The sequence below is a fragment of the Pseudomonas sp. GL_091 genome, from assembly GCF_057837725.1.
In genome coordinates this window covers 3,670,703-3,693,392 of record NZ_CM174451.1, presented here as the reverse complement: position 1 = coordinate 3,693,392, position 22,690 = coordinate 3,670,703, and the positions used below count along the sequence as shown (strand labels likewise).

Annotated in this window: 17 protein-coding genes and 3 pseudogenes; 10 read left to right on the top strand and 10 right to left on the bottom strand. The window is 56.2% G+C overall.

Annotated elements, in window-relative coordinates:
- Positions 1-171: 171 nt before the first annotated feature.
- The 3 genes and pseudogenes from AC3ITY_RS16820 to AC3ITY_RS16810 form a co-directional block, all read right to left on the bottom strand.
- Positions 172-1,221, bottom strand: coding sequence for a patatin-like phospholipase family protein (locus AC3ITY_RS16820; RefSeq protein ID WP_489303767.1), 1,050 nt, complete (start codon positions 1,219-1,221; stop codon positions 172-174).
- Positions 1,222-1,337: 116 nt separating this feature from the next.
- Positions 1,338-4,646 (bottom strand): adenylate/guanylate cyclase domain-containing protein, encoded by a 3,309-nt coding sequence (locus AC3ITY_RS16815; RefSeq protein ID WP_489310901.1) that lies wholly within the window; start codon positions 4,644-4,646, stop codon positions 1,338-1,340.
- Between the two features lie 18 nt (positions 4,647-4,664).
- A pseudogene (locus tag AC3ITY_RS16810) lies at positions 4,665-4,790 on the bottom strand (double zinc ribbon domain-containing protein); the annotation flags it as partial.
- A gap of 499 nt (positions 4,791-5,289) precedes the next feature.
- Between AC3ITY_RS16810 and AC3ITY_RS16805 the strand changes: the two are divergent.
- Positions 5,290-5,703 (top strand): annotated as a pseudogene (locus tag AC3ITY_RS16805) (AzlC family ABC transporter permease); the annotation flags it as partial.
- On the top strand, positions 5,700-6,095 hold the full coding sequence (locus tag AC3ITY_RS16800) for an AzlD family protein (protein ID WP_489303765.1): 396 nt from the start codon (positions 5,700-5,702) through the stop codon (positions 6,093-6,095). The pseudogene AC3ITY_RS16805 and the gene AC3ITY_RS16800, both read left to right, overlap by 4 nt.
- Positions 6,096-6,774: 679 nt before the next feature.
- On the opposite strand, the gene AC3ITY_RS16795 is transcribed toward AC3ITY_RS16800, so the two are convergent.
- Entirely contained in the window at positions 6,775-7,338 is a 564-nt protein-coding gene (locus AC3ITY_RS16795) for a helix-turn-helix transcriptional regulator (RefSeq protein ID WP_489303763.1), read from the bottom strand.
- Positions 7,339-7,590: 252 nt separating this feature from the next.
- Between AC3ITY_RS16795 and AC3ITY_RS16790 the strand changes: the two genes are divergently transcribed.
- From AC3ITY_RS16790 to AC3ITY_RS16780, 3 genes are read left to right on the top strand one after another with little or no spacing between them, the layout of a single operon-like run.
- Positions 7,591-8,934, top strand: a complete 1,344-nt coding sequence (locus AC3ITY_RS16790; RefSeq protein ID WP_489303761.1) for an MFS transporter — start codon at positions 7,591-7,593, stop codon at positions 8,932-8,934.
- 58 nt (positions 8,935-8,992) lie between these two features.
- Positions 8,993-9,970, top strand: coding sequence for a dipeptidase (locus AC3ITY_RS16785; protein WP_489303759.1), 978 nt, complete (start codon positions 8,993-8,995; stop codon positions 9,968-9,970).
- A gap of 42 nt (positions 9,971-10,012) precedes the next feature.
- On the top strand, positions 10,013-10,873 hold the full coding sequence (locus AC3ITY_RS16780) for a DMT family transporter (protein ID WP_489303757.1): 861 nt from the start codon (positions 10,013-10,015) through the stop codon (positions 10,871-10,873).
- Between the two features lie 150 nt (positions 10,874-11,023).
- On the opposite strand, the gene AC3ITY_RS16775 is transcribed toward AC3ITY_RS16780, so the two are convergent.
- The gene (locus tag AC3ITY_RS16775; protein ID WP_489303755.1) at positions 11,024-11,977 is read right to left on the bottom strand and encodes a LysR family transcriptional regulator; all 954 of its coding nucleotides are present in this window, start codon (positions 11,975-11,977) and stop codon (positions 11,024-11,026) included.
- Positions 11,978-12,201: 224 nt separating this feature from the next.
- Between AC3ITY_RS16775 and AC3ITY_RS16770 the strand changes: the two genes are divergently transcribed.
- The 3 genes from AC3ITY_RS16770 (at position 12,202) to AC3ITY_RS16760 (ending at position 14,200) form a co-directional block, all read left to right on the top strand.
- Positions 12,202-12,942 (top strand): AzlC family ABC transporter permease, encoded by a 741-nt coding sequence (locus AC3ITY_RS16770; protein WP_489303753.1) that lies wholly within the window; start codon positions 12,202-12,204, stop codon positions 12,940-12,942.
- A complete protein-coding gene (locus tag AC3ITY_RS16765) occupies positions 12,939-13,265 on the top strand; it encodes an AzlD domain-containing protein (RefSeq protein WP_489303751.1) in 327 nt (108 codons plus the stop codon). The genes AC3ITY_RS16770 and AC3ITY_RS16765 overlap by 4 nt, the downstream gene beginning before the upstream one ends.
- 149 nt (positions 13,266-13,414) lie before the next feature.
- Positions 13,415-14,200 (top strand): pyrroline-5-carboxylate reductase family protein, encoded by a 786-nt coding sequence (locus AC3ITY_RS16760; RefSeq protein ID WP_489303749.1) that lies wholly within the window; start codon positions 13,415-13,417, stop codon positions 14,198-14,200.
- A gap of 216 nt (positions 14,201-14,416) precedes the next feature.
- Here AC3ITY_RS16760 and AC3ITY_RS16755 read toward each other — a convergent pair whose 3' ends face one another.
- On the bottom strand, positions 14,417-15,616 hold the full coding sequence (locus AC3ITY_RS16755) for an MFS transporter (protein WP_489303747.1): 1,200 nt from the start codon (positions 15,614-15,616) through the stop codon (positions 14,417-14,419).
- A 153-nt stretch (positions 15,617-15,769) separates the two neighbouring features.
- The gene (locus AC3ITY_RS16750) at positions 15,770-16,819 is read right to left on the bottom strand and encodes an NAD(P)-dependent alcohol dehydrogenase (protein WP_489303746.1); all 1,050 of its coding nucleotides are present in this window, start codon (positions 16,817-16,819) and stop codon (positions 15,770-15,772) included.
- A 166-nt stretch (positions 16,820-16,985) separates the two neighbouring features.
- Between AC3ITY_RS16750 and AC3ITY_RS16745 the strand changes: the two genes are divergently transcribed.
- Complete coding sequence (locus tag AC3ITY_RS16745) at positions 16,986-17,903, top strand: AraC family transcriptional regulator (RefSeq protein ID WP_489303744.1); 918 nt, start codon at positions 16,986-16,988, stop codon at positions 17,901-17,903.
- Positions 17,904-18,319: 416 nt separating this feature from the next.
- Positions 18,320-19,219, top strand: a complete 900-nt coding sequence (locus AC3ITY_RS16740; RefSeq protein WP_489310899.1) for a LysR substrate-binding domain-containing protein — start codon at positions 18,320-18,322, stop codon at positions 19,217-19,219.
- Between the two features lie 46 nt (positions 19,220-19,265).
- On the opposite strand, the gene AC3ITY_RS16735 is transcribed toward AC3ITY_RS16740, so the two are convergent.
- From AC3ITY_RS16735 to AC3ITY_RS16725, 3 genes and pseudogenes are all read right to left on the bottom strand, one after another.
- Entirely contained in the window at positions 19,266-19,595 is a 330-nt protein-coding gene (locus tag AC3ITY_RS16735) for an alpha/beta fold hydrolase (protein WP_489303742.1), read from the bottom strand.
- Positions 19,596-19,994: 399 nt separating this feature from the next.
- Positions 19,995-21,938, bottom strand: coding sequence for a methyl-accepting chemotaxis protein (locus AC3ITY_RS16730; RefSeq protein ID WP_489303740.1), 1,944 nt, complete (start codon positions 21,936-21,938; stop codon positions 19,995-19,997).
- A gap of 408 nt (positions 21,939-22,346) precedes the next feature.
- Positions 22,347-22,606: pseudogene (locus AC3ITY_RS16725) on the bottom strand (transposase); the annotation flags it as partial.
- Positions 22,607-22,690 lie beyond the last annotated feature (84 nt).

The window sequence follows — 22,690 nt, the reverse complement described above, 5'->3', positions numbered from 1 at the left end:
TTGCAACAACTGAGATTGAAGCGGAGCAGCCGAAAATTATGGCTCAGCCCGGCCTCTGGAAAGTAGCCTAGTCCCATCTAAGTGGCGAAGTCGCGCGCAGCATTAGGACGCGGTACCCGTTGTGCGAGCGTTCATGCTGATGCCAGACCCTTTCCCATTGTATGGCTGCGTTTACAGAAACTCATTTCGAATATCGATACTCGACCGCTCGCCAATGTGCCGATAATTTTCCGTGAGCCATGCCTCGGCCTCGCTCCGTCCGTTGTCGCGCAACTTGCAAAGGAAATTCCAGTCCGCGTTGTACTTGCTGGATACGCTGAGCGCGCACATCGCCGCGTCGGACTTAATGGAGTGGATAATCATCTCCTTCATCTCATTGCGATCAATCTTGCCTTGCTGAATTAGGTCGGTGACAAAGGCGATCGTGCGCATTTCGCGCATTAGCGACGAGTTGAAACTGATTTCACTGATGCGATTGAGGATTTCGGCGGCTGTAATGGGCACTCCCGGGCGGACGAGTGGGTTGATGTGGACAATCACCACGTCGCGCGTATGGCAGTGGTAGATCAACGGGAAAATGGCCGGGTTGCCCATGTAACCGCCATCCCAGTAGTACTGCCCATCGATTGTGATCGCTTGGAACAAGGTCGGCACACAGGCCGAAGCAAGCACCGCTTCGGGGCAGACGTCCTCGCCCGTGAAAATGCGTATTTTCCCCGACTCCACATTGGTCGCGCATAAATAGAGGTGGAACGGGCATTGGCTTCGTAATGCTGCGAAATCTACCTGCTCATCCAGCACATCTCGCAATGGACTCAAGTTGCGGCTATTGAACTGGTACGGCGAGAATATCCGAAGAGCCATGTCCGCGAACGTATACATGGGTGAATAGTCCAGACCGAAGCTGTGTGTCCCTTTTAGCCATGGCATCCAGCGCAATGGGTTATGACGCTCGGCGGACTGCGCCACGGCGTACCAGAAATCATGCAGCGCCTGGCGCGCGCCGGCCTCGCCACCTTGCAACATACCGTAGGCCAGCACGACGGCATTCATCGCGCCGGCACTGGTTGCACTAACCCCTTCAATGATTAGCCTGCCGTCTTCAAGTAACCGATCGAGAACGCCCCAGGTGAATGCACCGTGCATTCCGCCACCCTGCAAAGCCAGCGCCACCGCCTTTCGCTCGTCACTGCTCCGAGGCTTTCCATTCTTTGTGGTCATTCTTGGACTCCTCGTCGGTGCTGAACCGAATTGGAACATGTTGCGACGCTTCGCCCCGTCACGCGCTCGCCGACGAAATACCGATGCTCCTTTCAGCACCTTGCATTATCGTTCGTTCACCCCCCGCTTGATGCCCATGCATCGAGCAGCGCCTTGGCTTGTAGTAAATCAACGCTGTCGAAGCCTTCGGTGAAGAAACCGTAAATGTCGGCCAGCATTTTCCTGGCCGCCTCCCTGTCTTGTGTTTCCAATAGCTGAGCAAGGCACACTGTGGCTCGTAGCTCGAGTGACTTTGCCCCTTGTTGCCGAGCGACCGAGATTGCCTTGTGAAAGCATGCTTGTGCTTCCTGCCGCACGGTAGAATCCTGTCTGCCTTCGCCTGGACATTGGAGAGTAAGAATTCCCTTAAGCCGGTACAGCTCTGCTTCGAAAAAGTGCTCGCCTGTTCTGTTCACCATAGCGAGAGCCTCGGTCACGGCATCCAATCCAGCCTGCGGTTGCCCTACGCGCCCATGAGTTGCGGCTAGTAGGGCCAGAAAATAAGAGCATCCAAGCTCTGCTCCGGCTGCTTGGTAAGTGGCGATACCTTTGGTTATCTGAGCAATTCCCTCGTCAATGTTTCCATGCTCGGCGCGGGCCCAGCCTTGAAGAATATTTCCCCATGTCAAATAAAACGGAAACCCTCGTTCGAGTGAAAGCTTGATGGCAGCATCTGCACACTCTTCGGCGAGTTGCACGTCGTGCTGAAACTGTCCCAGTATCGACGCAGCGGACAGGGTGAAGGCCAAGCTAAATGGGTGGGAAATCTTCTTGTCTAGAGCAAGGGCATCCCTGCTGCGCGTGCTTGCCTGATTGGGAAAACCCAAGTACCAAAGGCTCCAGGCCGAAAATGTCAGGGCATAACCCGGATCCATGCCGTACGTAATGGCATGTGTGCGATGACGGTCTGGGATGTAGAGGGCACGCGCCCGCTCCTGATGTTCATGGGCATTGCGCAGATCACCCTGGAAAAACAATGTCGCCCCGAGTGCAGCGTGAGCGTCCACGAGCAAGTCCGGATCTTGCGCAGATTGCGCAACACTGAGCAATCGTTCACCCAGTTCGCATGCAGTTGAGTATTGCGCACGCAACTCGTAATAAGTCCGCAGCCCCAGCAGAGCAGGGAAGAGCACTGAGTCGTCGCTGACTTGTGTGCACAGCTCCAATGCACGGGTGTAGGTAGTCGCCACCTCGGGCGCACTATAGCCTCGCACAGCCATCAAGGCCGGCCCCAAAGAGAGTAGTAACGTCAGTTCCTGATGAGTCCGCGCGGGCGTGTCGGGCAAATGCATGAGCAATTCAAGCGCGGTGTCGAGATGACGTATTGCATCGAGTTGGGCAGAGTGCTGGAGGGCCTGTTGCCCGGTACGTTGTAGGTATTCCACAGCCTTCGGGACATTGCCGCTCAGCCTGTAGTGGTGCGCCAGTTCGCTGCAGTAATCCGCAATGCGAGTGGGAAACAGCGCCTCGATGGCCTGCGCCGTGCGCTCGTGGAGCGCGCTACGCCGCTCCGTTAATAGCGAGCGTCCAGCGACCTCTTGGGTCAGCGCATGCTTGAACGAATACTCCACCTCCGGAAATGCGGGCCGTTGGTAAATGAAGTCTGCGGCCTCCAGTCGGGCGAGCAGATTGCACAAATCGTTGTCTATCCGAACGTCCTGACCATCCCAGATGCACTGGATGAGACTGGACGGAAACTCCTTGCCGATAACGGCGAGGGTCTGCAGCAATTCCTTCTCCGCAACGGGAAGCCGGTCGATACGGGCGGCGAGTACCCCCTGCACGGTGGTGGGAATATGCAGCGCAGCCGGAGTTTGCTCGATCCGATATTGACCGGGCTCACCAAGAAGCAGTTTCTCCTCGACCAGCGTTTGCACCACTTCCTCCATGAAGAACGGGTTGCCCTCCGTCTTATCCATGACAAGCTGTTTGAGGGGAACAAGGGAGGGATCGTCCCCAAGCAGGGTCGCCAGCAGCGCCTGTGCTTCCACCGGGCCCAGCGGTTCGAGCCGCAGTTGGCTGCAATGGCCCGCGCGCATCCAAACAGGCTGATACTCGGGCCGGTAGTTCACGAGGAGCAGGATCGGGGTGCTCGCCAAGTGGTCGATCACGTACGCGAGGAATGCTTCGGTCTCGCAGTCCAGCCATTGCAAATCCTCGAACAGCAGCTCGATCGGTTGATCGCGGCTCTCGCGCGCCAGCAGTTGAGTGATCGCATCGAAGGTGCGATCGCGCCGGATCTGAGGATCCATTTCCGCGAGCACTGAACTGCGTTCCCCGATACCCAGCAGATAGAGCAGGTAGGGCACGAGATCCTCGAAGCTTCGCTCGAGCGTAAGCGTCTTGCCCATAACCTTTTCCCGGCACCGGCGCTCGTCGTCCTGGGCGGTAATCTGAAAATAGTTGTTCAGCAGCTCGATGAGCGGGAAATAGGCAAAGGCCTTGCCGTGCGACACCGAGAACGTCTCCAGCACCAAACAGCCACGCCGCGAGAGCACCTTGAACTCATGAAACAGCCGTGACTTCCCGACTCCGGCCTCGCCTACCACCGCGACGACCTTACTGTGGCCCGCTTTGGACTGTTCGAGCGCCTGATGCAGGTGGTCGAGCTCGATCTGGCGACCGACGAACCTAGCCAGCCCGCGATGTGCCGAAAGTTGCAGGCGCGTGCGCAACGCGCCGAGCCCCTGCAGCTCGTACACAACGAGGGGCTGGGGAATGCCTTTGACCTGGGCGGCCCCCAGGGCCTTGAATTCGAAATAACCCTCCGCCAGTTTGTAGGTGGGCTCGCTCACCAGGATTGACGAGGGTGCGGCGATTCCCTCCATTCGGGATGCAATGTGGATCGTGTTCCCAACCGGATCGTAATCAGTGTGCAAATTGTCCTTGCGGATCGAATGTACGACGACCTCTCCGGTATGGATGCCGACGCGGATTTGCAGCGAAATACCTTTCTCCAGCCGAATGCGATCGCTATGTCGGCGCATCGCCTGCTGCATGCGCAGTGCCGCAAACAGTGCCCGCTGCGGATGATCTTCATGTGCGATGGGGGCTCCGAACAGCGCGAGTATGCCATCGCCCAGCGTTTTGGCTACGTAGCCTTCGTAGTGGTGGACGGCTTCCATCATCAGCGCGACGATTGGCTCGATTAGGCGGTGTGCCTCTTCCGGATCAAGGTCGTGAATCAATGCCGTGGAGCCGGCCATGTCGGCAAACAGTGCTGTGACGGTCTTACGCTCACCGGCAGTCTCGCCCCGGGCTTCCATGGCTGCCTGCTCGGCGCGGATGCGCTCGGCAAGATGGTGGGGCGTGTAATGAATGGGGGCTGGAGATGGCCCTGGAACGGGCCAGGGGGGCAGTGATGGTACAGCAGGCGCATCGGTCATCGGCGCGCCGCATTCACTGCAGAATTTGGCGCTAAGGCCCGCCTCATGACCACAGCGCGGACAGCTGCGAGACAGCCTGGCGTTGCACGCTTCACAGAAGTTGGCCCCGGAGGGATTCTCGAATCCGCAGTTTATGCAGCGCATACGATCTCTTCCCATTTGCACGCGTTCAAGAAGACCGCTCAAAAGACGGGAAAGCGTGACATCAATCTTACGAAAGACAGACTGAAGCCACTGAACCCGCAGATTCAGAGAGTCTTTAACTCTCCGTTTCAAAGATACGTTTGTATCGTTGTATCGAGAAGTAAAATTCGCTTACTGATGTAGACAACCCGATAGGTCTGGAGGACTGGAAAACTCTGGGCGTGCCATGGGAGAGCAATCGCAATTAAGGCAAAGACAAACCCCGGAGGTTGGCCCTGCCGGGGTTTATGTTCTCCCTGTCTCCCTGTCTCCCTGTCTCCCTGTCTCCCTGTCTCCCTGCTGGGAAGAGAACATCATGAAATGGTATCAGAGCGGTGCTCCTAGTTCATGTCGATGCACGACACTTTAGCGGGCACCGGGACGGTGCCACGACATCAAAGGTTGAGGGTTATGGGCATCGCCGCCACCCATTTTGATGATTGTGCTGATCACTTTACTGATCAACAGACGGCATATTGTGATGGGCGCCGCACTGGCTCCCTACCTACAACATCTGCCAAAACGAAAAATCATACCCGCGCTGTTTTTCATGGCTGATGAGGGATGGGCCATCAGCTACGCCGACACATTGCGGTGCTCCTTGAACAAACATCAGCCCGCATTCAGTTGGCACTACTACTGTGGAGCCTGTTTTTTCTTCTACCCGGTCTGGGTGGGCTTTGCGATGGCATTTCCGGTGGTCTTCATCGTGTTGCTTAGGGGGATGTGGAAGAGTGTTCGTTTCGCTCGCCCATGGCTGGTCAGTCTCATCGTCGCGGCGGCGGTATACCTATTTATGCCAGGCGCCTGGTTCGTCCTGGCTGGCACGCTGGCCGGGATGATTGCCTCGTACCTGTGGGCGGTGGCCGAATGAACATTACGGCATCATTACTCACGATCCTTGGTATGGCTCTGGCGACATACGTAACGCGGGTGTCGACATACGTAACGCGGGTGTCCGGTTTTTTATTACTGAGAAATCGCAAGTTGAGTGCACGGGCCAGGGCCGTGATGGACGCGGTACCCGGTTGCGTATTCATTTCCGCCATTGCACCGCACTTCGTTTCACCTCATCCCGAGGAGCTGATCGCGCTGTTTCTCACGATTCTGGCTTCATGGAAGTTGCCCATGCTGTTAACAGTCGCGGTGGGGTGTCTTCGTTGGCCACACTCAAGTATCTATTTACCGCCTAGCCTCAAAATGCGCTGCTGTGCTACATGGCAAATACCAGCGGTTCGAGCCGGCCCAGGAGGTGCAAAGCGTTGAGAGTTTCAGGATGGTTGGGTGCACTGCATCAAGTCAGAGCGACGGGGCATCACTCACCATCGAAATTATTCTGATTCTTAAAAGTCCTTGCCTGCGAATATCGTAGGTAACCCCGAAGCGGCATCAATGCAGACGACTGTGAGTAGGTCGATTAGCATTTTTAACGACCTGGCCGATAGCTGCCTTCTCTGATGGACAGCTATCGACCCAGGCTGTGTGAAAACGTTTTTGAGCAGGTTTGACAGCCTTTTTGATATTGGCTGTCAAATCATGGGGCTTGATGGTTTAGGCCTGTTGACGCAGATCTGCATCTCGAGGGGCAGCTTTAAGTCTGGCAAGGAATTTCCGATACGCCTCGAGAGCTTCAGATTTTCACTTTTCGGTACATAGCACCCTTTACGCTTTGCCTACGATAGATAATTTCCGTCTGCTTCCGTCAGATCGGAGGAATGTTGCCAAGCTCGCTAAGTGTCTTGATTCAATCCGCTGGAAAGCCTGCGTTGGTCATCTTATGGATGTCAAAGTCTGAAGCGTAAATGGAGATATTGAGAAACTCGAGATTTGCCAGTTGAGCGAATTCCTGCGCCGCCTGGAAGACATCACGCCGTACAAGAATGCCGGCGGTGCGCATCTGAATCTGAAGATTGCCAGTACGTGACGCGATGTCTGGTGTCGCGATCTAGTTGACGATCCGCCGAATCAGCTCAGGTGTGGAATTGACCGCGTATTTGCGAAGCAGGCTGGCGCGGTGGATGTCTACGGTCCTGGGGCTGATGCCCAGGCTTTTCGCAGCTTCCTTGCTGGTCAAGCCGTCTACCAGAAGCGCGGCCACTTCCCGCTCGCGTGAGGTAAGGCTCACTTTCTCCCTCAATCCCTCGTGTTCCGAGGTATCCACTTCGGTGAACACCCAGGCGGCCAGTTCATACGGATTACTTTGGTTGAAGCCGTAACCGCGAACGGTCACCCAGAAATGCGTGCCGTCCAAGCGGCGCATCAAGCGGTCCTCATGAAAATCGGCATGTCGCGAGAGCAGGGGGCCGAAGTGTTCCGCTGCGGTTTCGAAGTCTTTTTGTTTGGGGTACAGCATCGCGAACGACGCCCCAGTGAGTTGTACATCGCTGGCGCGGAACATTGTCAGCGCCAGGGCATTGCAGTTCAGGATCACTCGATTGCGGGCAATGATCACGGCGACCGGTAAATGATGAAGAAGATATTCGGGATTCAGGCAATCTTCTTCGCGCATAACGACCGTTTCTCTCGCAACTTGATGAATGCAATAACGCCGATTACCTAGGTGATCAGGAAGTCTGGTCGCTCAGGGGCCGCGTGCATATGATTGCATCAAGCTTATCACCACGAGCACTCGTCTGCAGGTCGGTGATGGCTGTTTGCAGTAGCGCAACAAGTAACACCACAACAAGAACGCTGCACATATTGGTTCCAAATTCTTGGCTGCCCATCTTATTTAATTAGAATAATCAAGGAGAGCACCACAATGAGCGAAACAGTCAATGTGTCGCCGGCTACTCTGCGCAAGGTCATCGCTGCCGCCGCAGTGGGTAACTTCGTCGAGTGGTTCGATTTCGCGGTTTACGGATTTCTCGCCACCACCATCGCCAAACAGTTCTTTTCCAGCGCAGACCCCAACGCCGCCTTGCTGCAGACCTTCGCCGTTTTCGCGGTTGCCTTTGCCTTGCGGCCACTGGGTGGCATCGTGTTCGGTACGCTCGGTGATCGTGTGGGACGCAAACGCGTACTGTCGGCCACTGTACTGATGATGGCCGGTGCCACCACGGTGATCGGCCTGTTGCCGACTTACGCGAGCATCGGTCTGATGGCGCCCGTGCTGCTTACGCTCACACGCTGTGTCCAGGGTTTTTCCGCTGGTGGCGAGTACGCCGGTGCCTGCGCTTATCTGATGGAGCATGCGCCGAATCACAAACGTGCCTGGTATGGCAGCTTTATTCCCGTCTCGACCTTTTCGGCCTTCGCTTGTGCGGCAGTGCTGTCCTATCTGTTGGAGGCCAGTCTGTCGGCCGAAGCGATGGACACATGGGGCTGGCGCGTGCCGTTTCTGGTGGCTGCACCGCTGGGTTTGGTGGGCCTATACCTGCGTTGGAAAATGGAGGAAACCCCGGCTTTCCGCCACGCCATGGCCGAAGACAAACCTCACGCCCATTCGCCGCTTCGCGAAACATTGCGCCAGCAGAAGGGCTCGATCCTGCGGCTTGGTGCGTTCATTTCGCTGACTGCGTTATCTTTCTACATGTTCACCACCTACTTCGCCACATACCTGCAGGTGGTGGGGCATCTGAGCCGTGCGCAGTCACTGATGGTCTCTACGGTGGCGCTGCTGTTCGCTGCCGGTGTGTGCCCGGCGGCGGGGGCTTTCTCGGATCGCTTCGGCCGGCGCTGGACAGTCGCCACGACCTGCCTGTGGGTGATCCTGACGGTGTTCCCGGCTTACTGGCTGGCCAGTTCCGGACAAGTGCCGGCCGCAATTTTCGGAGTGATGTTACTCGCGGTGGGCGCGGTGCTATCGGGCGTGGTCACCGCCGCGCTGCTTTCCGAAACCTTCCCCACCCGGTCCCGTTACACCGCTTCGGCGATCACCTACAACCTGGCCTACACGCTGTTCGGCGGTACCGCACCGCTGGTGGCCACATGGCTGATCAACCAGACCGGCAGTAGCCTGGCACCGGCCTTCTATCTCGTGGTCATCGCCTTGCTGGCACTTGCGGGAGGGCTAGCGTTGCCAGAAACCTCGCGTATTTCCCTGCACGACGAGCCAGGTGCGCAGACGTCGGGTGGTTTAAACGATGCCCGCTATCCGGGTTGATGCTTGATAAGCGATGCGTGGGGTTGGCCCACGCATTCATTGAAAAGGGAGACGTGGCATGAATGCGCGCGAAATACACGACGACAGCATTGTGATCGATGGTCTGGTCATCGCTAAATGGAACCGTGAGTTGTTTGAGGATATGCGTAAGGGCGGTCTGACCACCGCCAATTGCACCGTTTCGGTTTGGGAAGGCTTCCAGAAGACAATGGACACTATTGCGGCCAGCCAGAAGCTGATCCGCGAAAACAGTGACCTGGTCATGCAGGTGCGTACCACTGCCGACATTCGCAAGGCCAAGGAACTCGGCAAAACCGGCATCCTCTTCGGCTTCCAGAACGCCCATGCCTTTGAGGATCAGATTGCTTACGTGGAGCTCTTCAAGCAGTTGGGCGTGGGCATCGTGCAACTTTGCTACAACACGCAGAACCTGGTCGGTACGGGTAGCTACGAGCGTGATGGCGGATTGTCGGGTTTCGGCCGAGAGATCGTGGCTGAGATGAACCGCGTCGGCGTCATGTGCGATTTGTCCCACGTCGGCTCGCGTACCAGTGAGGAGGTGATCCTGGCTTCGACCAAGCCGGTGACCTATTCGCACTGCCTACCCATGGGACTTAAGGAGCATCCGCGCAACAAAACTGACGCTGAGTTGAAGTTCATCGCCGACCATGGCGGATTCGTCGGCGTGACCATGTTCACTCCGTTCCTGGCCAAGGGCGTGGATGCAACCATCGACGATTTCGCAGAAGCCATCGAATACATCATGAACATCGTCGGTGAGGATGCCATTGGTATCGGTACCGACTTCACTCAAGGGCACGGCCAGGAGTTCTTCGAGTATTTGACCCACGACAAGGGTTACGCACGACGCTTGACTCGCTTCGGCGAGATCATCAATCCACTAGGCATCCGTACTGTCGGCGAGTTCCCCAACCTCACCGAGACCTTGCTCAGGCGCGGCCATCCCGAGCGGATGGTGCGCAAGATCATGGGGGAGAACTGGGTGCGGGTTTTTAAGGACGTGTGGGATGAATGATTGCGCCTGGAGCTTGCCATCATGAGTACAGTGGTGCAGCCAATGAGTGAAGCAGGGCGGGCGAAGGGAACACGTATTGGCATCATGCTGTGCCTGCTGTCGATGTTCATCTTCGCGGCGCAGGACGGGATCACCAAAATATTGGTCAAGGACCTGCCGGTAGCGCAACTGGTCATGGTGCGCTACTTGGTGTTCCTCGTGTTCGCGGTGTGTTTTGTGCGGATGAAGGGCGGAGTGGGCAATGCTCGGAAAGCCGCCCATCCCTGGCTGCAGCTAGCCCGCTCGCTGTTCGGGGTGTTCGAGATTTTCGTGTTCGGCATGGCGCTGCGCTATTTGGGATTGGCCGAGACCCATGCGATCTACGCCGTCTTTCCTCTGCTGACCATGGCCATGGCTACCTTGGCATTGCGTGAACAGCTCAGCCTCCGACAGTGCCTGGCGGCGGTGATCGGTTTTGCCGGCACGCTAATCATCCTCAAGCCCGGCATGGGCGTGTTCAGCCCCGCGTCGCTGATTCCCTTGGTCGCGGCCTTGATGTTTGCCTGCTTCAACGTGCTCACACGCAAGATCAGCAGCGCCGATAGCTTCGGCACCAACATGTTGTATATGGGCTTCTGGGGTGCGGTCGCTTCGACAGTGATCGGTCTGCCGCAGTGGGTGATGCCTACGCCGCTGGAAGCGGTGCTGATGCTGGTGCTGTCGATTACCGGCGTGATGGCCCAGTTATTGCTGTTGCAGGCATTGAAATACACGGCAGCGGTAACTCTGCAGCCGTTCAATTATTCCCTCCTGGTGTTCGCTTCGGTGTTGGGCGTAGTGTGGTTCGGCGAAGCGCTGGAGACCACTCTGGTGGTGGGAGCGCTGCTGGTGGTGCTGGGGGGGCTGTATTCGCTCAGGCGCTGAGGCGGCTAAGTCCGGCGTGTTTTCATGCCGGCCTTGGATCCTGGTATTAAACCCAGATGTCGCCGATGGTGAAGCCTTCGGTAAACGGATCATCGTTACTGACTTGATCCGTCGCGATGTCGCGCAGATCATTTTTCCGAACTCCCTAGCTCACTTGAACTGAGCGATCAGCCAATCCTTAAAGCGGCGACACGCCGGATCCTCGGCCTTTTTTTCATTGATCATCAAATACTGAACCGCCTCACTGACCGTCATTTCCTCCGTTACAGGTCGAACCAGGCGCCCCTCCTGCACCAGATGTCTTACCAGATGATCCCAGCCCAAAGCGAGGCCTTGATCATCCAGTGCCATTTGCACAAGAAGGCTGTAGTCATTGCTGCTGAAGTACTGCGGGCTTTCTGAGGCCGGGATCTGTAGATCAAGGGACTGGAAAGCGAACCACACATTCCAGTCGAGCTGCTCTGACAGCTGGGAACGGCCATACGGGTTCAGGTCCAGCAATACGCTGTTGCGCATGCCCTCCAAGGTGCTCAGCTCTGGGTGAGCCTCCAGATAGCGAGGAGTGCAGACGGGATAGACGACCTCATGGAACAAGGGGATTCGCAGGTAGCCGGGGCGTAGATCACTCGTCTGGGTTATGAAAATGTCGGGATTAATCCCAGGCTCGATGACCAGAAAATGCTGAGTGGTGATGACATTCAGGTCGATATCAGGATTGGCGCTGAAAAAGTCTTTCAATCTGTGGGATAGCCAAAGTGCCGATAGGGCGGGTGAGCAGCATAGGGTCAGGGTTCGTTTATCGCTTTTCTCCCGCCGGATTCTCTCAGTCGCTTGAAATATGTTGAGCATGGACAGTCGTGCAGCATCGAAGAGTGCTGTGCCCGAGGCTGTCAGCCTGACCTCCCGCCCTGTACGTTTGAACAACTCGCTCCCCAAATAGAGTTCAAGTTCGCGGATCTGACGGCTGATAGCCGCCTGGGTGACGCACAGAGCTTCGGCAGCCCGGGTGAAGTTCTGATACTTGGCGGCGGCAACAAAGGATCTCATAGCCTTGAATGACGGCATTGAGAGCAGGGCCTGATCAGGTTGGGAGTTTTTAGCCATAACAAAAAGTACCTGTTTGCTCGAAAAAAAAGTCGGTTATACCCATCGGGTTCTGGGCCCACACTCTACAGCACGATGCTTTGCGGACCACTGGCAAGCCAAAGGGTGGTGAACGTCTGCGCAGGTGCGTGGAATAGCCCTAGCTTATCCGGAATCAAGTATCAGACAGGCCGAAGATCCCGATCGAACGAACCGGTTCGCGAACAAAACAGCAAGGAGTCGAAATGCCTTACCGAACAGGAAGGGAAGCGTTCATGCAAGGTGTGCGGGCGCTCATTCCATTGAGTCCCGGTGTTGTTCCATTCGGCATGCTGACGGGGGTCATGGCGATCAATTTGGGCATGTCGCCTGGCACGACCATTGGTATGACGCTGCTGTTCTACTCAGGATCCGCTCAGATGGTCGCACTGCAATTGCTCCATACGGGTGTGGTGCCGTTGGCGATTGCTGTCACGGCGCTGGTCATCAACTTGCGCTTCATCATGTACAGCGCGTCACTGGCCCCCCATCTGCACCATTTACCCCGGCGCTGGACGTGGCCGGTGTGCTACTTGCTTTCTGACCAGTCCTACGCGCTGTGCAGTCTCAAACTGTCCTCTGGCGAGCTTGGACAATTCGCACACCACTACTATGCCGGCACCGCCATTGCTATGTGGGTGTCATGGCAATTGTCGGTATTGGCGGGCGTCTATCTGGGCGCAAGTATCCCCGAGACCTGGTCTTTAAGCTTTGCCATACCACTTTCATTTCTGGCGCTTCTGGTTCCCGGCATACGGAACGCGGCGAGTCTGGGCGCCGCAATGGTCGGCGGCCTACTTGCCGTGTTCGCAGTCGATATGCCCTACAACCTTGGGCTGATAACAGCTTCCATTGGCGGTGTCATGGCGGGTCTGCTGATCGAGAGTGTTCGCAAAAGCCCATCGAGTGATGAGCTGAACCATGACGTCGAGAGGGAAACGCGATGAGCGATTTAGCCTTGTGGGGGCTTTTTCTGGCGGTCGGTCTGGGAACGTTCGCCATGCGTCTCTCATTTGTCGAACTGTATGGCCGGTTGCGAATCCCGGCGCTGCTGAGTCGGGCCTTGCTTTACGTACCGGCGAGTGTGCTGGCCGCCCTCGTTCTGCCCACTGTGGTGTACCCCAATGGACAGGATGAGTTCGTGTTGAATAACCCCCAGATACCCGCCGCCATTATTGCTGCCTGGGTCGCTTGGAAGACTCGAAATACGGTTCTGACGTTGGGAGTTGGGATGGGGGCGCTGTTGCTATTCAAGTTTCTGGCTTTGTAGCGCGTCTGTGTGCAGTCACTACAAACGGCCCAACATTGTTCTGTGATGCAGTGGCGTCGCTGGATGGCTTTTAAGGGAAACTTTGTTACGCCGAAAAAAGGCCGACACTCTCGTCTGCCTGATTGACACCTTCGAAGAGGCTTCGACCGATGGACAATAAAACGCTGGGAATAATTGGAGGAACGGGCTGGTTGGGGGGCGCGATCGCGCAGGCCGTACTGGCGAAGGCGTTGGTGCCGATTGGCAACCTTCTCATCTCAAACCGTTCCGGCATCCATCCGCTGGCACAACAAGGCGCTTGCTTGATCTCGGATAACCAAGCATTGGTGAATCGCAGCGACGTAGTCATCATCGCGGTTAGACCCGAGCATTTTGCCAACCTGAATATCAATGCGACTGGAAAAACCGTTGTTTCTCTGATGGCCGGTATTACAGCGCAGGCGATTGCTGTGCAGACATCTGCTGCCGAGGTCGTGCGTGCGATGCCAAATGCCGCGGTAGAAATCCAGCAGTCTTTTACTCCCTGGTATTGCCTGGGAGAAATGGAAACCGCGACGAAGAACCTGGTGCAGCGTCTTTTCGAATGCGTGGGCACTGCTGCGCAGGTTCAGCAAGAGGATTTTATCGATTATCTCTCGGTACTCTCGGGAACCGGACCGGCCTTTCCAGCATTATTGATGACGGCGCTGGCCAATCAGGCGATGGTCGCAGGCTTGCCTGCGGAAATTGCACAGCTTGCAGCGAAAAATGTTGTAGTCAACAGCAGCCAGATGCTCGCCAGCCACGACGCGCAGCAAATGATCGACGCACTAGTTGCCTATCGAGGGGTGACAGCCGCCGCATTGCAAGAGATGGCGCAGGGACACTTCGAGGAGCTGATCGGCAGGGCGTTGCAAGCCGGTGCCGCCGTAGCGCGAAGAGGGCTTCACGCCTGAAAACCGAAACTCTGTCGCGGGGCTCCGGTCAGGGTCGTTCACGGCGTCTGGAAGTTTGTTCCGTAGCGCGCTGCGGATGCGCAGCTCCTGACGGGTTACAGCCTTACTCCGGACGGTGGACAAAACATCGACAGCGCACGGTGACGGTCACGTCCTGCGAGCGTATCGTCCACCGAAACCGCAAGACATGCCTTGGCGTGTCTTTTTGCGGTGATTTCAAGCAATGCTTACCGATGCAACAGGCTCCCGCGATGCTGCACGTGCAGCCAGGAAGGCAAGAACGGCCGCCACGCCTAGCAACGTGGCGCTCAATTCGAAGGTCGCTCGATAGCCACTCAAGTCGAAGACCAGCCCGCCAACGGTTGCGCCAGACGCAATAGCGAGTTGGATAATCGCCACCATTAAACCGCCTCCCGCTTCAGCAGAGTCTGGCAACGTTCTCGCTAGCCATGTCCACCATCCCACGGGCGCTGCAGTCGCAACCAGTCCCCATGCGCCAAGCAGGACGGTCGTGGTGGCAGCAGAGCTACCGAATGAAACAAGCGCCAGTGCAATCATCGCCATAATGATCGGGATGACGATGAGGGTTCGATACAGGCCATTTTTCAAAAATGTTTCAATCAGGAAGGTTCCTGCGAGGCCCGCGAGGCCCACGACGAGCAACATCAACGACAGCATGGAAACACTGACGTGCGTGACCGTTTCAAGAAACGGGCGCAGATATGTAAACAGCATGAACTGGCCCATGAAAAACACACTGACCGCCACCATGCCTAACGCGACCGGTACGCTTTTCATCAACCTGAAGACGTTTCCAGTGCCTGAACCGCTCTGCGATTTCATCGGTGGAAGGCTTACGGACAGCCATATACAAGCGACTATCGCGACTGGGATGACGCACAAGAATGCACCGCGCCAGCCAATCAAGGCGCCGAGGAAACTGCCCAGTGGTGCTGCAATCACAGTCGCCAAAGCGTTGCCGCCGTTGACGATTGCCATGGCGCGTGTGACCTGGTCATCCGGCACAAGGCGCATGGCGGTTGCCGCCGACAGTGACCAGAAGCCACCAATCGCAACACCAATCAGTGCGCGCCCGATCATGAATACCCCGTAGTTCGGTGCGAACGCGACCACTGTTCCGGAAAGGATCATCAACAGCGTCAGTGAAAGAAGTAGCGGTTTACGTTCAACCCGCGCCGCCACCAGCGGGATAAGAAGGCTGGTGAATAAGGCAAACAGCCCCGAAACGGAAATGCCCTGACCGGCTTGTCCTTCGGTGATATGCAGATCGGCGGCGATGGGTGTCAGCAGGCTGACGGGCATGAACTCCGATGCCACCAGCACGAAGGCTGCGAGCGACATGGCGAATACGGCACCCCATGATTTATAGGGCGCTGGGATGATGTGTTCAGTCATTGTTTGAATCCTGTATTGCGCGAAGCGTCGTAGCCCCGAGGACGAGGCTACGAGAGAAACGATGCCCGGCCAGGGCACCGAACGGGCTACTTCAGGTTGCTTTTGAAGAACGTGGCCAACTTGGCGAATGGAATGAGGCTGAATCCCGGACGCTCAACCCACCAAGGTGGCGTTGTCGATCACGAAGCGATACTTGACGTCACCCTTGAGCATTCGCTCGTAGGATTCATTTATCTGATCTGCTCGAACCAGTTCGATGTCGGCGACGATGCTGTGCTTGGCACAGAAATCCAGCATCTCCTGTGTTTCCGGGATGCCACCGATCATCGAGCCGGCAATCGTTCGGCGTTTCATGATCAGGTTGAAGACGTTGGGTGACGGATGCGGCGAGGCCGGTGCCCCGACCAGCGTCAGCGCACCATCACGCTTGAGCAGCACAAGAAAAGCATCAAGATCGTGGGGGGCTGCGACGGTGTTGAGAATGAAGTCGAAACTCTTGGTATGTGCAGCCATTTCTTCAGCGTTGCGCGATACGACGACCTCATCGGCGCCTAACGCCTTTGCCGCCTCGCGCTTGGATTCAGAGGTGGTGAAAGCCACGACGTGGGCGCCCATCGCGTGAGCCAACTTGATACCCATGTGACCCAGACCACCGATGCCGACCACACCTATTTTCTTGCCAGGGCCGGCGTTCCAGTGACGCAGAGGCGAGTAGGTAGTTATGCCCGCGCACAGCAGCGGGGCGACGGCAGCTAGTTGCGCCTCGGGATGGCGGATGCGTAACACGTAGCGCTCATGCACGACGATGTTTTGCGAGTAGCCGCCCAACGTCCAGCCAGGGGCATCCGGTGTCGGGAAGTTGTAGGTGCCGACCATCTCGTCGCAGTAGTTTTCCAGACCTGTGTCACAGTCGTCGCAGTGTTTGCAGCTGTCGACGACGCAGCCGACACCGACCAGATCGCCGACTTTGAAATCCGCTACATGTGCGCCCACCGCCGATACACGACCGACAATTTCGTGCCCAGGTACACAAGGAAATTGCGTGCCTGCCCATTCGGCGCGCACTTGATGCAAATCTGAATGGCAGATGCCACAGAAGGCGATATCGATCAGAACATCATGGGCTGCCGGCTCGCGACGATTGATCTGCATCGGCTCAAGGGGTTTATCGCCAGCGTGAGCGCCATAGGCTTGTACAAGCATGGGAGAGACCTCAAAGGATTTGTCGGATGGACATTTTCCCGGTCTGCCTAGGCTCTCTGTAGTGCATTCCTCTGGATTGCTTGCCTGATTCTATGAGTCTCTGTTTTTTTGCAGGACGGTCGGGAGCTGACGAGTTAGAGTTCGGTGAAGAGGTACAAGACCGCATATGACGAACAAAACCAGCACCGACTCTCAACAGACATTGCCACAAGAAAAGCTTGCGCAGATCATCGGCGGGCAGATCTTGAAACCAGGTGATTATGCAACGTCGATTACAGGCCTCGGCTTCTTCAGGCGCGAACATCCAGCACCGCCCATTGTCTGCATGGTTGAGCCAAGCATCATCCTCGTTGCCCGAGGTGAGAAACAGCTCTGGGTAGGTGGCGAGGGCTACCCTTATGACACGTCGCGATTTCTGATCACTTCATTGGACTTGCCTGCCAATTCAGAAGTGCTAGCGGCAAGCCCGGAACAACCATGCCTGGGGCTAACGTTGAAACTCGATCTGCGCATGCTGGCTGAATTGATAGCGCAAAGTGACCTGCCGCCAACCCGTGATCGATCAGTTGCGAAGGGGGTGGGGATTGGTTTAGTGACCCCTGCGATGCTGGCGTCATTCGAGCGTTTATTGGCACTGCTCGATGAGCCGGAGTCCATCGCGGTTCTTGCACCCTTGATCCAGCGCGAGATTCACTACCGTCTCTTGCAGAGTGATCAGGCGAGCCGGCTGCGACAAATTACGTCTGTCGATGGCCAAGGTTATCGGATTGCGAAAGCCATCGATTGGCTGAAGTTGAATTACACCTCGGCGCTTCGCGTCGATGACCTTGCGGCCCGTGTGCAGATGAGCACGCCGACCTTTCACCACCACTTCCGCCAACTCACCGCAATGAGCCCCTTGCAGTACCAAAAATGGCTGCGACTGAATGAAGCAAGACGGTTGATGCTCAATGAACACAAAGACGTTTCCAGTGCAGCTTTCAAGGTGGGATATGAAAGCCCGTCTCAGTTCAGCCGTGAATACAGCCGTCTTTTCGGCGTACCCCCCAAGCGGGATATTTTGGTGTTGAGAGGGCAGAGTTAGCAAATTCAATGCGTACATGAGATGCCGTTAATGATGGGTTTGCTTGTCGTTGCCTCCAGGTCTGGATTCGGTAGCGGCTTGTGCCAGACCCAGTCGTATGCACAGGCAAACAGCGTTTCGAGCACGGTCATCTGACCACTCAACGGACCATTCGACGCGAACAGTAATTCCGCAGTCCATTGACAACCCACGAACCACCGAGTGCCAGGAACAGGCAAACCCACAGCAAAGCTATCCAGCGGCTGTTTTCAATCTGAGCGGGTACCAGGTTCGGGAACAGTATCAAGACAGCGATGCCAAACGCGATCGTCATGATGCCCGACAGCGTCGACCATTCCCGCAAAATGCGATAAAAAAGTCGGCCACCCATTCCCATTCGAATGTAGTGTGGCAGTCACCTGCTCAGGAGAATCCTCATTAACCGTTACCTGCGCACCTTGCCCCCATTGGAAACCCTGATCACATTTGAGGCGGTGGGGCGGCACGCCAGTTTCACGGGTGCTGCAGGCGAGCTGTTTCTTACCCAGAGCGCCGTGAGCAAACAGATGCGCCAACTGGAGGACTACATGGGCGTCCCGCTCTTCGAGCGCAAACCGAGGGGTGTCAAGTTGACCGGCGCAGGCGATGAGCTGCTGATGACGGTCAACGTGCTCCTCACCACGATATACCAAAGCGTCACGCGAATTCGCAATGTCCATCAGTCCAACGCCGTCTCGGTGCTGGCGACTCACGCCCTCGCTCAGTACTGGCTGTTCCCGAAGCTGATCGAATTCAACAAGACATACCCGGATATCGCCGTGCACGTTCGCGCGATCAACGAGTTCGATGAGGCCAGCCTCAATGATTTCGACGTGGGCATTCTGTATGGTTCTGGCGAATGGCCCTCGCTGGACAGCGATTTCCTGCTGCCGGAAATCGTCTATGCCGTGGCCCATCCTTCACTGGAGGTTTCGCGGATCAAGACCCTGGAACAACTGGCGCAGGCCAACCTGGTGCAGATCGACACGTGCGCCTGGCAATGCCTGGACTGGCATCAATGGTTCGGCCACTTTGGCATCGACTACATACCGCCGGACCAAGCCCCGGTCTTCAACCAGCTGACGTTGGCGTATCGGGCTGTTCAGCAAGGCATGGGCATCGGCCTGGCCTGGACGTTCATGGCTGATGAGGCGCTGGCCCGGGGAGAATTGCAGCGGGTTACGACTTTCGAGTGCGTGACGGGTAATGGCGAATTCCTGGTATCCCTCAAGCATCGCAAGCGTTCTGCCACTGCCGAGATATTTCGACAGTGGCTCCTGGGATCAATGGGCGACTGACCAGCCCACCGTATCCAACCAATGCGACATCAACCGGGCGAGCTTTTCAGGCTGCTCCAAGAATCATGAGGCCTGATTCGGCTCCTGGGATTGCGTCACGCAGCTCATGTGCCTCTTCAGGCAGTCTCAGTTTGTCCTGTGCACCGACAATGATCAGGGTCGAGCACTGGATATCGCATGGCGCAATGTCGTCCCTGACCAACAGGGATCGTCTGGCAAATACTTCGTGGCCAATTTGCTCAAAAATTTCACGAATACGGCCGATCAACACTTTGTCGTTTGCCCGTTGTGGGCGCACCGATTGGGTAATCGAGACCGAACTCAATCCACGATTCTCAGTGGCTACGATCGCTGCCCATTCGAAGGACTGGATCAAACCTTGTTAGTCAGCGTGAGAATGAAATTCAACACAACAGCGCGAATCTTAGCGCTTCGGAGGCCGATAGGCCCTCGGTTTAAGTCCCGCGGGCCAGTCTTTCCGGTCATTCATCCCGCTCGCGGAGATCTGACGCTATCGTTAAAGTGATACGTCTGTATTCCTGTCTCAGATATCTTTCCGATCAAGGCGGCGAGGAGGGCGTTTTCACCGTTGGCCCAGGTATCCGGTCGGAGTCTATTGAGTCTGACCCTTGCTCCATCTTGTTACCCCCCTCGCTTCGCAGACCAACTTGAATATCGGTGGGCGCGAGTGGCAAGAGTGCGCTCCAACTCGCACGGTTGGTACCTTTATCAATGATTAATATTGAGCCATCCCTGGCTGATCGACCTTGCGACGCTAGTATTTAAAGCGTCCGACCAGTTCCTTGAGCTGAGCGGAAATATCCGTCAGGTGACCGGACCCCATCTGAGCAGTGTGCGCGAACTTCACTACCAACTGAGCATCGGCGTGGATCTGTGTAATGTGGCGGTTTATATCTTCGGCAACCTGATGCTGTTCCTCCGCTGCCGTGGCGATTTGAGCGTTCTGATCGCGAATCGAATCCACCGAAGTGCGGATCTTGTCGAAACTGTCGCGCGCCTGCTGAATTCTCTCAACGCTAGTATGTGAAATCTGCAAACTGCCCCGCATCTGTTGGGTCACCTCCTGAGTGCGGCGCGCAAGGTTACCCAGCAGGTTGTCGATTTCGCCCGTAGAGTCTGCGGTGCGTCGTGCCAGGGCGCGAACTTCGTCAGCCACCACCGCAAAACCTCGGCCCTGGTCGCCGGCACGAGCGGCTTCGATGGCGGCGTTCAGTGCAAGCAAGTTAGTCTGCTCGGCGATCGAACGAATGGTATCCAGGATGGTGTTGATGTTTTGGCTGTCTTGTTCCAACGCCAGCATTGTCTGTGTTGACTGTTCCAGGTCTGCGCTCAGTTTGAGCACGCTCCCCGTGGCTTCGCCTATGTGTAGTTGCCCGTTATGCACATCGCGGTAACCCGCATCTGCACTGTACGCGGCCTCACTGCAGGAGCGTGCGACTTCGTTGGCCGTGGCAACCATCTCATTGAATGCGGTGCTCACCAACTCAACGGCTTCGCGTTGACGCCCGGCAGCCTGGTTCATATTTTTGGCAACCTCGCTGGTGTCAGCGGCCGCAGCTTGCAGGTCAGACGAGGCGCTGCCGATGCGTTGTACCAACTGGGCAATCACAGCGAGAAATTGGTTGAACCAGCCCGCTAAACTAGCGGTTTCATCCTTACCCTGCACTTTGAGTTGGCGAGTGAGGTCGCCTTCACCTTCTGCAATCTCTTGCAAACCATCCGCTACGCCGCGAATCGGTCGCACCATCACACTGGCGAAGCTTGCCCCGACGACGGCGAAGATGACGGCAAGCGCAGCTGCGATGGCGACGATCAGCCAAGTGAGACTCGAGGCCTCGGCCATAACTTCGTCGCGTTTGATCAAGCCAATAAAACGCCAACCCAGGCCTTGGGAGCTGACAACATTGGCCATGTAAGGCACGCCATCGATCTCGATCTGCGCCGCGCCGTCGCCATGCTTGGCCAGTTCTGCGTAATTGGGACCGAGGTCGACCAGCGGCTTGAAGTTGTGCTTAGCATCGCTGGCGTCCACCAATACGTTTCCATTGGCTTCAACCAGCAACAAGTAGCCGCTATCACCCAGCTTGATGTTCTTGACCAGCTCGGTTAGTTGCTTGAGCGATACGTCCAGGCCGATGACTCCTACTGGAGTGCCATTGGTATCTGAAACAGTGCGCACGGTGCCAATCAACGACACATCGTCCTGCGCCCAGTAATAGGCTTCTGTCCGTACTGTGGAGCCCGGCGCGGCCATGGCAGCCTTGTACCAGGGGCGAACACGAGGGTCGTACTTCGCCATTTTAGGGTCGTCAGGCCAGCTAGCATAACCTCCATCGTTCAGACCCAGTGAAAGATAGGCGGTGGTCGGATGGCTTATGGCAAATCTCTCGAAGATCCCCAACAGCTGTTGATTGATTTCGGGGAAGGGGATTTGTGCGGCTTCGACACCGGAGTAATTTTTCAATCCCGTGGCCGTGACAATCCGAGGGTCTTTGGCGAAGTATTCAACGCTCTGGCTGATGCTATCGAAGAATTGTCTTATTCCATTGTCGATCTGGCGAACTTCACGGCCGCTGCTATCCAGGAAATTGGCCAGCGCCGCGCTCCGTAGATTTAGCACGACGAGTACCGCCACCAAGATAACTGGGAGGCAGGCGATAGTCGCAAAAGCCAAAGTTAGTTTCTGTTTGATATTCATGACATCTTCCGTTGGTGTTTTTATAAATGGAAGTTTGGCCCAAGCAGGATTGACCCGTATGGGTAGGTTATTACGCTTACTTGACGCTCCCCCTCAATATATTCTAGGAAGCTGAATCGGAATCTTGTTGCATGGCGCTGATCAAGGTATCGACTAAGCACTTACGGGTGAAACAGTGCTGATCACTCATCATTAACGAAGGGGGATTTTGGAGTGGTAATCTTTCCAATGAAAATGTCACGAGCAATTCGCTCAATAAGGCCATGCCAAATTCCCTCTTGGCTTTCAATTCATTGAGTTCAATGTATTTAAGTAGGCTTCAACCGGTTGCCATATGCCATCGACGATTATTCAGTGCTCACATGTTTTTTTGCCGCAGCGAACACCTCGCAGCAGCCATTTCACGCGCTACAGACGCACCTCTCCCATATTCGATAGCAAATGCCGAGGAGCCATCCACAGGTTCGACAACGCTAACAGCATCTCCATCTGCGCGGTGTTCTTGACCAAGCCCCGGAACCGCACCTTGGTATAACCAAACTGGCGCTTGATCACCCGCAAGGGATGCTCGACCTTGGACCGCATCTATGCTTTGGCTTTTTCGATCTTGCGCATCGCTTTGTAAAAAGCGCTTTTCGGTGTTTCTTGTAGCTGCTGCGCCGTGTAGCGGATGTCGACCTGGTGGGTGACGCCTGCGACATGGGTCGCCGTGACCAAGCGGCGCAAAGCGTACGTTTCATCATGTGTTTGCC

Bases quoted from the DNA above. Each gene is read 5' to 3' on its own strand.
- AC3ITY_RS16820 (WP_489303767.1), bottom strand. From the start codon at position 1,221: ATGACCACAAAGAATGGAAAGCCTCGGAGCAGTGACGAGCGAAAGGCG.
- AC3ITY_RS16815 (WP_489310901.1), bottom strand. From the start codon at position 4,646: ATGACCGATGCGCCTGCTGTACCATCACTGCCCCCCTGGCCCGTTCCA.
- AC3ITY_RS16800 (WP_489303765.1), top strand. From the start codon at position 5,700: ATGAACATTACGGCATCATTACTCACGATCCTTGGTATGGCTCTGGCG.
- AC3ITY_RS16795 (WP_489303763.1), bottom strand. From the start codon at position 7,338: ATGCGCGAAGAAGATTGCCTGAATCCCGAATATCTTCTTCATCATTTA.
- AC3ITY_RS16790 (WP_489303761.1), top strand. From the start codon at position 7,591: ATGAGCGAAACAGTCAATGTGTCGCCGGCTACTCTGCGCAAGGTCATC.
- AC3ITY_RS16785 (WP_489303759.1), top strand. From the start codon at position 8,993: ATGAATGCGCGCGAAATACACGACGACAGCATTGTGATCGATGGTCTG.
- AC3ITY_RS16780 (WP_489303757.1), top strand. From the start codon at position 10,013: ATGAGTGAAGCAGGGCGGGCGAAGGGAACACGTATTGGCATCATGCTG.
- AC3ITY_RS16775 (WP_489303755.1), bottom strand. From the start codon at position 11,977: ATGGCTAAAAACTCCCAACCTGATCAGGCCCTGCTCTCAATGCCGTCA.
- AC3ITY_RS16770 (WP_489303753.1), top strand. From the start codon at position 12,202: ATGCCTTACCGAACAGGAAGGGAAGCGTTCATGCAAGGTGTGCGGGCG.
- AC3ITY_RS16765 (WP_489303751.1), top strand. From the start codon at position 12,939: ATGAGCGATTTAGCCTTGTGGGGGCTTTTTCTGGCGGTCGGTCTGGGA.
- AC3ITY_RS16760 (WP_489303749.1), top strand. From the start codon at position 13,415: ATGGACAATAAAACGCTGGGAATAATTGGAGGAACGGGCTGGTTGGGG.
- AC3ITY_RS16755 (WP_489303747.1), bottom strand. From the start codon at position 15,616: ATGACTGAACACATCATCCCAGCGCCCTATAAATCATGGGGTGCCGTA.
- AC3ITY_RS16750 (WP_489303746.1), bottom strand. From the start codon at position 16,819: ATGCTTGTACAAGCCTATGGCGCTCACGCTGGCGATAAACCCCTTGAG.
- AC3ITY_RS16745 (WP_489303744.1), top strand. From the start codon at position 16,986: ATGACGAACAAAACCAGCACCGACTCTCAACAGACATTGCCACAAGAA.
- AC3ITY_RS16730 (WP_489303740.1), bottom strand. From the start codon at position 21,938: ATGAATATCAAACAGAAACTAACTTTGGCTTTTGCGACTATCGCCTGC.